Annotated in this window: 8 protein-coding genes; 2 read left to right on the forward strand and 6 right to left on the reverse strand. The window is 62.1% G+C overall.

The genetic code is table 11. The features are described 5' to 3' along the window. Positions 1 to 266 precede the first annotated feature (266 nt). The 3 genes from IIB36_19985 to IIB36_19995 form a co-directional block, all read right to left on the reverse strand. On the reverse strand, positions 267 to 863 hold the full coding sequence (locus IIB36_19985; GenBank protein MCH7534021.1) for a mobile mystery protein B: 597 nt from the start codon (positions 861 to 863) through the stop codon (positions 267 to 269). Next, positions 853 to 1,335: a mobile mystery protein A gene (locus tag IIB36_19990; GenBank protein MCH7534022.1), complete on the reverse strand. Its 483-nt coding sequence runs from the start codon at positions 1,333 to 1,335 to the stop codon at positions 853 to 855. The genes IIB36_19985 and IIB36_19990 overlap by 11 nt, the downstream gene beginning before the upstream one ends. A gap of 149 nt (positions 1,336 to 1,484) precedes the next feature. Continuing rightward, positions 1,485 to 1,790, reverse strand: coding sequence for a hypothetical protein (locus IIB36_19995; GenBank protein ID MCH7534023.1), 306 nt, complete (start codon positions 1,788 to 1,790; stop codon positions 1,485 to 1,487). Positions 1,791 to 1,989: 199 nt separating this feature from the next. Here IIB36_19995 and IIB36_20000 point away from each other — a divergent pair, with 199 nt between their 5' ends. Further along, positions 1,990 to 3,168, forward strand: a complete 1,179-nt coding sequence (locus IIB36_20000) for an IS256 family transposase (GenBank protein MCH7534024.1) — start codon at positions 1,990 to 1,992, stop codon at positions 3,166 to 3,168. A gap of 5 nt (positions 3,169 to 3,173) precedes the next feature. Here IIB36_20000 and IIB36_20005 read toward each other — a convergent pair whose 3' ends face one another. Continuing rightward, positions 3,174 to 4,001 carry an IS630 family transposase gene (locus tag IIB36_20005; protein MCH7534025.1) on the reverse strand — a complete coding sequence of 276 codons (828 nt, stop codon included), beginning with the start codon at positions 3,999 to 4,001 and terminating at the stop codon, positions 3,174 to 3,176. 335 nt (positions 4,002 to 4,336) lie between these two features. Then, positions 4,337 to 4,498 (reverse strand): hypothetical protein, encoded by a 162-nt coding sequence (locus IIB36_20010; protein MCH7534026.1) that lies wholly within the window; start codon positions 4,496 to 4,498, stop codon positions 4,337 to 4,339. 562 nt (positions 4,499 to 5,060) lie between these two features. On the opposite strand from IIB36_20010, the gene IIB36_20015 reads away from it, so the two are divergent. After that, entirely contained in the window at positions 5,061 to 5,975 is a 915-nt protein-coding gene (locus IIB36_20015; protein ID MCH7534027.1) for an SDR family NAD(P)-dependent oxidoreductase, read from the forward strand. Between the two features lie 109 nt (positions 5,976 to 6,084). Here the strand turns inward: IIB36_20015 and IIB36_20020 are convergent, their stop codons facing one another. Continuing rightward, the gene (locus IIB36_20020) at positions 6,085 to 6,537 is read right to left on the reverse strand and encodes a hypothetical protein (protein ID MCH7534028.1); all 453 of its coding nucleotides are present in this window, start codon (positions 6,535 to 6,537) and stop codon (positions 6,085 to 6,087) included. Positions 6,538 to 6,611: the final 74 nt, after the last annotated feature.

The following is a 6,611-nucleotide window of genomic DNA, read 5'->3' on the forward strand; positions in this document are numbered from 1 at the left end:
GCTCACTCAACTCCTCGAAGAGGTTCTCGACGATGATGGGCTTGGTGTCAGTATTTCCTCGGTCGCTCGTGTGACGCTGGCCCGTAAGCTCGCCGCGCTCACCCTTCGTCTCCTCAAGACCGGAGAGGTCTTCGATCTAACCCAGCTAAATAGACCTCAAACTTAGAGGGGCTTCATCGTTATGTACTACTCCGCGTATAACACACGTTGCACTTCAAAGTTGATCCTGAGACGCGGCACGGTGTAGCTCAAGAAAACTGTACGCACTACGACCGAGCGAAGTCCAGCAGCGGTCCTACATCGCCCCGATCGGCCTGGCGCAAGGCGCTGATGTACGCGGTTCGTAGCTCCAATGTCGCGATCAGACTCGCGCCTCCCCATGAAAACGGAGGCCGGGCCGCCTGTTGTGTAATCAGGTCTGCCATCATTCTGGCGTGTCGTCCGTTGCCGTTCGTAAACGGGTGAATCCAAACGAGGCGATGGTGGAATCTCACCGCAAGTTCGTCGGGTCCGTAGACCTCGTTCTCCCGCCAATAGCGTGCATCATCCACCAGCTTCCTGACCTCCGGACGGATGGTGAGCTTATCGACTCCGATGTTCTTGTCAGTTCGGCGCACCTGGCCAGCCCAAGCCCAAACAGCGCTGAACATTCGCCGATGTAGTTCGTAGAGGAAGTCCTCCATGAGGACGTCCGCCCGCCTCCTCCCGAGAATCGCCCTTCGTTGGGCCCATTCCAGCCCTAGGTGAATGTTTGCCTCTTCGAGTTCGTCCAACTCATGACGCTTCGAAACGTGCGCGTGTAGCAGCCCCTCGGCCTCATCGGGGTCGATAGGGGTAGCCCCGTGGGGAAGCTCACTCGTCATCGGGAATGGACCACAGTTGTCCGGGGGATGCGAGCAACTCCTGGGCTAGAGCGTTCGCCCGTTCGTCCAGGTCCGACTCCGGCGCTTGGTCCTCCAGACGCATCGTATGGCGAACCGACCCGGTCATTTGGGTGGCCAGACGCAGAGCTCGTCTCTCGAGCACTCCAGCTATGGATTGCTTGGGGACAATGGCGTACACCAACTCGCCACCTAGAGCTTGAGCTGCGTGCTCTAGTGCTTTGAGCGTGGCGGAACCGTCAGACTCTCGCTGTTCCAACTGGCTGACCGCTTGCCTAGAAATGCCCATACGCCGACCCAAGTCCGCCTGGCTCATCGCGTATGCGGTTCTCAGTGCACCCACCCACCCACCTTGGGGCGTCTGCAAATTGGGAGCCAATCTGCGGATCTCCTCCAGGCGCCGATCCAACTGGTGTCTGGCCAGATCTCGAATTCGTCTGTCTGAGGCCTTCATACCGCATTCCTCTCAATCGAGGCTCGCGTCTGGCAAGCTTTAGCTTGTCTCCATCCACAGAAATCGCAAGCTAAGCCTTGCCTTACCATAGATCAAGAGCAATATATATCTTGCGTTCTGTGAAGGATTGCGCAACGTATCACTCGACTCTACGCCGAATACCGACGGATCAAGGCGTCGGACCGGCTCGAGTCTCTCATACTTGCGTCGACCGCAGCACCGTCGAAATTGGCTCCAGGGAGGACGGTCATCTTTCGCGCCACGTACTCGCGCCGCCCCGCCCGAAGCGTGAAGGCGTGCTGCATTTCGAAAGGTCTGAAGAGGCGCACTACATGGCCCGGCAGCAACTGTGGCGCAACCGGCTCCGCGGGGCCCACCGCTTCCTGCCCAACGCGGTCGAGGTCGAGGAGAGTAAGCCGAAGCGGCCGCGCGAACTCGGCTCCCGACGCGTCCACGACCGCGTACAACCAAGCGTTCGGTGCGGTGAGCTCGGTAGTGTCCCTAAGATTGTGTAAAAGCGAGAAGGTGTCCGGAGCGGGTGGACAGGCTGGCAAAGAAAGAGGAAGCTCCTTTTGAATTGTTCACCGTCAAATGAACCCAGGGAGTTCGAGGCCTGCGAAGCAGGACCGTAACCCTGGAAAGGAGCTTCCTCAGATGGAAAAGATGATCGCAGTAGAAGCATCGACACAAGACGAGCTACGCCAGGATTTACGCTCACTGTTTCAGGGCGCGATCCGACTCACGCTCGAGATGGTGCTCGAGGAGGAGCTGAAGGCGATGGTCGGAGCCCGACGCTTCGAGCGCATTGGGAGCCGGACGGGCCACCGCAACGGGACCTACCTGCGGCGTCTGCTGACCGGCATGGGCCAGATCGAGGTGACGGTACCACGCAGCCGGGAGGGCTCGCCCGCAGACGTCATGGGTCGCTACCAGCGCAGGACAGCAGAGGTCGACGACATGATCGTGGAGGCGTACGTGAGCGGGGTATCGCAACGCAAGATGGGCGAGGTCACCAAAGCGCTCATGGGCGAGCAGGTCTCGCGCTCGACGGTGAGCCGTACGGCCAAGCGACTCGAGCAGGCCGTCGAGGAGCTCCGTAGCCAAGCCATCGAGGGCCCACACCCCTACCTGTACCTGGACGCGACGTATCTCGATGCACGCTGGGCACGCAAGGTCGAAAACGTGAGCGCGCTCGTGGCCTACGCGGTCGGGCCGGACGGCCACCGCCGACTTCTTGGCATCACGATCGGCGCGGAGGAATCAGAGGCGAGCTGGGGAGAACTCCTCACACAGCTTCTCGACCGGGGCCTCAGTGGCGTCCAGCTCGTGATCGCCGACGAGCACGCGGGCCTGGCAGCCGCCGTGCGTCGCTTCCTGCCCGAAGTACGCCGCCAGCGTTGCACGGTTCATCTACAACGCAACGTCATGGCCAAGGTCCCGCATCGCCTACGTAAACGCATGGCCCGTGAGGTCGCCACCGTCTTCAAGGCACCCAGCCTGGCCGGCGCGAAGCAACGTCTGGCCGAGATCAAAGCCCGCTGGAGCAAGGAGCTCCCTGAGGCGATGACCGTGCTGGACCGAGGGTTCGCTGCCGCTACGCAGTTCTACGCGTTTCCCGAGGCGCACTGGAGGCGTCTGAGAACCACCAATGGACTCGAACGACTGCATGGCGAGATCAAGCGCCGCATCCGATCCGTCGGTGCCTTCCCCGACCGCGCCAGCGCGCTTCGCCTCATCACCGCCGTCGCACTCCGGACCACCGAGGCTTGGGCCAGCCGCCGATACCTCGACCTGTCACTCCTCGAGCCCAAGGAGGTCGACAAGGCAGCCTAGACGAATTACCAAGGAGCAGCCTCACGCGCTTTTACACACAACCCGGGACTTGACCTGACATGGATATCGAGGTCGGGTTCGACACTGCGCTCGACGGTCTTCATGAACTTCAGGAACTCCTGATGCCGGTGACGGGGCATGCAGTCATGGATGACGTGGCCGGTAGCCATGTCCAGGGCCGCAAAGAGGGTCGTCGTGCCGTACCTCTTGTAGTCATACGTCATGGTTCCTGCGCGACCCTTCTTCAGGGGTAGGCCCAGCTGCGTACGGTCCAGGGCCTGGATCTGACTCTTCTCGTCGAATGAGAATACGACGGCGTTTGCGGGTGGATTCATGTAGACCCCCACCACGTCGTGAAGCTTCTCAACCAACCGTGGGTCGCGCGACAGCTTGAAGCGCTTCACCTGATGCGGCTTCAGGCCGTGCTTGCGCCACACCCTCCAGATCGTCACAGGGTGCATGTCGAGCGCCTCACCCATCAGACGTGTCGTCCAGTGCGTCGACACGCCCGCAGGCGGGTCCTCGCTCACCGTCTTGTGTACGATCATCTCCTCGATCTCCCGCGTGATCGTTCGCGGGCGACCCGAGCGTGGACGGTCTTCCTCGATCCCCTTGAGACCCTCCGCCTCGTAGCGCCGCATCCACAATCGTGCCGTGTCTCGGGCCACTCCCACCGACGATGCGATCGCCCGACTCGATTCTCCCCGAGACGCCGCCAGTACGATCTTCGCCCGTTCTACCTGCCGGCGTGCCATCGTCCGGGACCGAACCCACTCTTCAAGTATCCGCCGATCTCCGCGCCGTAGCCGTATCTTCTTCGTCTTCGTTGCCATGCATATAAGCTACCCACAAACAAGCGCGAGGGCTAGGGACTTTGGCAGCACAACACTAGTGGTCCTGCAAACTCTAGATCCTGGCGTCGGCTGAGTTTTGGAACAGGACGGGGTCGGCACAGGACCGTTTCTTGGCACGAGACGCCGAACTGACGACCGAGGGATTTCGCAGGGTGTGGACCCATGAGTTCACGGACGGAACTGGTACCCGCCGCTTCCAAGCCACGTGGGTGAGACTCACGCCCTGAGGGCGTCTGTGTTTTCTCGTTCCAGCGCGGCGGGCGTTAGGCTCCAGGGTCACGAACGAATACGGTGACCCGTCTACAGTAGCCACACTACGCACCCTCCTCGCTGCTGTGGACGAGGTTCAGGTTATCGAGCGTCTCGGGCCGATAGACCACCGGGTAAGACAGGCCCATCAGCTTCCGATCGCATACCTGACACTGGATGGCGTGCGGCGCTTCGGCCGCCTCATCGATCTCGGCGTTTTCGTCCAAGACCTTACCTCTCCAACTCCTCGGCCAGCTTCACGAGTTCGGACTCTATGCGGTAGCGGCCTTCGAGGGCTGCGTTCAGGCGGGTGATGGGGTCGTCGCTCATGCGCGGCAACATCCTACCCGCGAGCAGATCGGGCAAGCGATTCGTACCCGGGGGGAGCTACTTGCTCCGCTGAGATCCGCCCAGTTCTCCTCAGGTCCCGACAGGTAACCGGAGTTTTTGGGGCGGATCCGTGCGAGGCGCACCGCAAAGTCGGTGGGGAAGAATGCCGCGCCCGCCGCGACGGAACTCCCGCGGCGAAGCGCTTCGCGACGAGTCAGGTCATGAGAGGTCGGGTCCGAGACGCCGTAGAGGTCCTCGGGGGTCCTATGCGCTCGTGAGCTGCGTGCCGCCATCGTGTCGCCTCCGGTCGGGGATACAAGGCCAATGCGCCCCTCATGAGACCTGCGACAGCCGGAGACGCTCGTCGTCTCCTGGCTCGGCGCCGTCCACTCCCGGCTCGCGGAGCCGATCGCTATATTCGCCGCCGGCGTTCCCCACTGTCGAACCATCGAGGACCCCATGAACGGCACTGCTCACAGACTTCTCGCCTGTGCAGGAATCATCACAGGCCTCGCCGTGCTCGCGAATCCCAGCCACGCCCAGGACGGCACGGCACCGACAGCGGGCCAGCAGATCGTGCTCATGACTGGTTCCACCAGCGGCCTTGGACGAGAGGTCGCGCTCCGCATGGGCGCGCGTGGCGCTCACGTCATCGTGCACGGGCGAAGTCACGACCGGGGTATGGAGGTCGTCGACGAGATCAACGCCGGACCCGGAAGCGCACGATTCTACCGGGCCGACTTCGCCTCGTTCGATCAGGTCCGGAGCCTCGCGGAAGCGGTCCTCACCGACTACGGCCGACTCGACGTGCTGGTCAACAACGCCGGTTTGGGCTCAGCGCCCGACGAACGGCTCTTGAGCGAGGAGGGCCACGAGCTCCGCTTCCAGGTGAACTACCTGGCGCCCTTCCTGCTCACGAACCTGCTGAAGGCTCGGATCATCGAGAGTGCTCCGGCGTGCATCGTGAACGTCTCCTCGCTCGCGCAGCGACCCATCGACTGGGATGACGTGATGATCGAGAACGACTTCAGCGGCGGGCGGGCGTATGGCCAGAGCAAGCTCGCCCAGGTCGGGCACACCCTCGACCTGCATGAGGAGCTTCAGGGCACGGGCGTCCTGGTGAACTCCCTGCACCCTGCGACGTACATGCCGACCGGGATGGTGCGCCGAGCCGGAGTCACGCCGCGCGCTACGATCGGGGAAGGAGCGGACGCCGTCATGCAGCTCATCGTCTCCGACGAGATCGAGGGCGGTCAGTTCTTCAACCAACTCGTGCCTCGGCGAGCCAACGCCCAGGCGTACGACATGGAGTCGCGACGCAGGCTGAGAGAGCTGAGTCGGGAGCTGACGGGGAGCCGCGAGGAGTACCGGTGACATCGCTCCGTGCCAGGGCCAGCTGGCGGGCCACCGCCACCTTCGCCGTTCTGACGGGCGGCGTCGCGGCCGGGCAGGTGCAGGCGCAGGTGCTCCCGCCGGCGCCCGACTACACGATCTTCCCGGCCACGGGGTCGGGCGGCGGCGAGAGGGCGGTCACCTCGTAAGCCGGCGCGGGCCAGTCGAAGTCGAAGGTGTCGACCGTCTTCTTGTTGGCCTTGAGTTTTGCGATCGGAGTGGCAACCAGCAATTTCAACTCTCGTTTGTCGGATTCAGGAATCTGAAAACCAACAATTCCGTCCGTTATAAGAGTGTTGTATACCGGGCCTTGTGATTCATCTAGTTTTGGGCGGCTCCAACCGGTTTTTGGTCTGAGAGCTACTTTCACCTGACTTGTGAAATATGGAGCGAACGCCTTGAGAGCGGCCATTCTGCGACCGACGCCAGGCCTCTTAAACGCGCCTCCGTAGGCGGGATGTTTCCCGTAGTTCACGCCGGGCCACTTCTTTAGACCGAGATCAATGACGTTCCTAACATCAGAAATGGGGGTTTGGGAGCTCATTGATGTTGGTCCTTTCACGGCCACTGACAATTGGGCGGCGACAATGCCGATACGGAACTATCCAGCCAGCGATT

Source organism: Gemmatimonadota bacterium, from assembly GCA_022560615.1.
Taxonomy (GTDB): domain Bacteria; phylum Gemmatimonadota; class Gemmatimonadetes; order Longimicrobiales; family Gaopeijiaceae; genus UBA1138.

Excerpts from the sequence above, each read along its gene's own strand:
- IIB36_19985 (MCH7534021.1), bottom strand. The coding sequence starts at position 863 with ATGACGAGTGAGCTTCCCCACGGGGCTACCCCTATCGACCCCGATGAG.
- IIB36_19990 (MCH7534022.1), bottom strand. The coding sequence starts at position 1,335 with ATGAAGGCCTCAGACAGACGAATTCGAGATCTGGCCAGACACCAGTTG.
- IIB36_20000 (MCH7534024.1), top strand. The coding sequence starts at position 1,990 with ATGGAAAAGATGATCGCAGTAGAAGCATCGACACAAGACGAGCTACGC.
- IIB36_20005 (MCH7534025.1), bottom strand. The coding sequence starts at position 4,001 with ATGGCAACGAAGACGAAGAAGATACGGCTACGGCGCGGAGATCGGCGG.
- IIB36_20015 (MCH7534027.1), top strand. The coding sequence starts at position 5,061 with ATGAACGGCACTGCTCACAGACTTCTCGCCTGTGCAGGAATCATCACA.
- IIB36_20020 (MCH7534028.1), bottom strand. The coding sequence starts at position 6,537 with ATGAGCTCCCAAACCCCCATTTCTGATGTTAGGAACGTCATTGATCTC.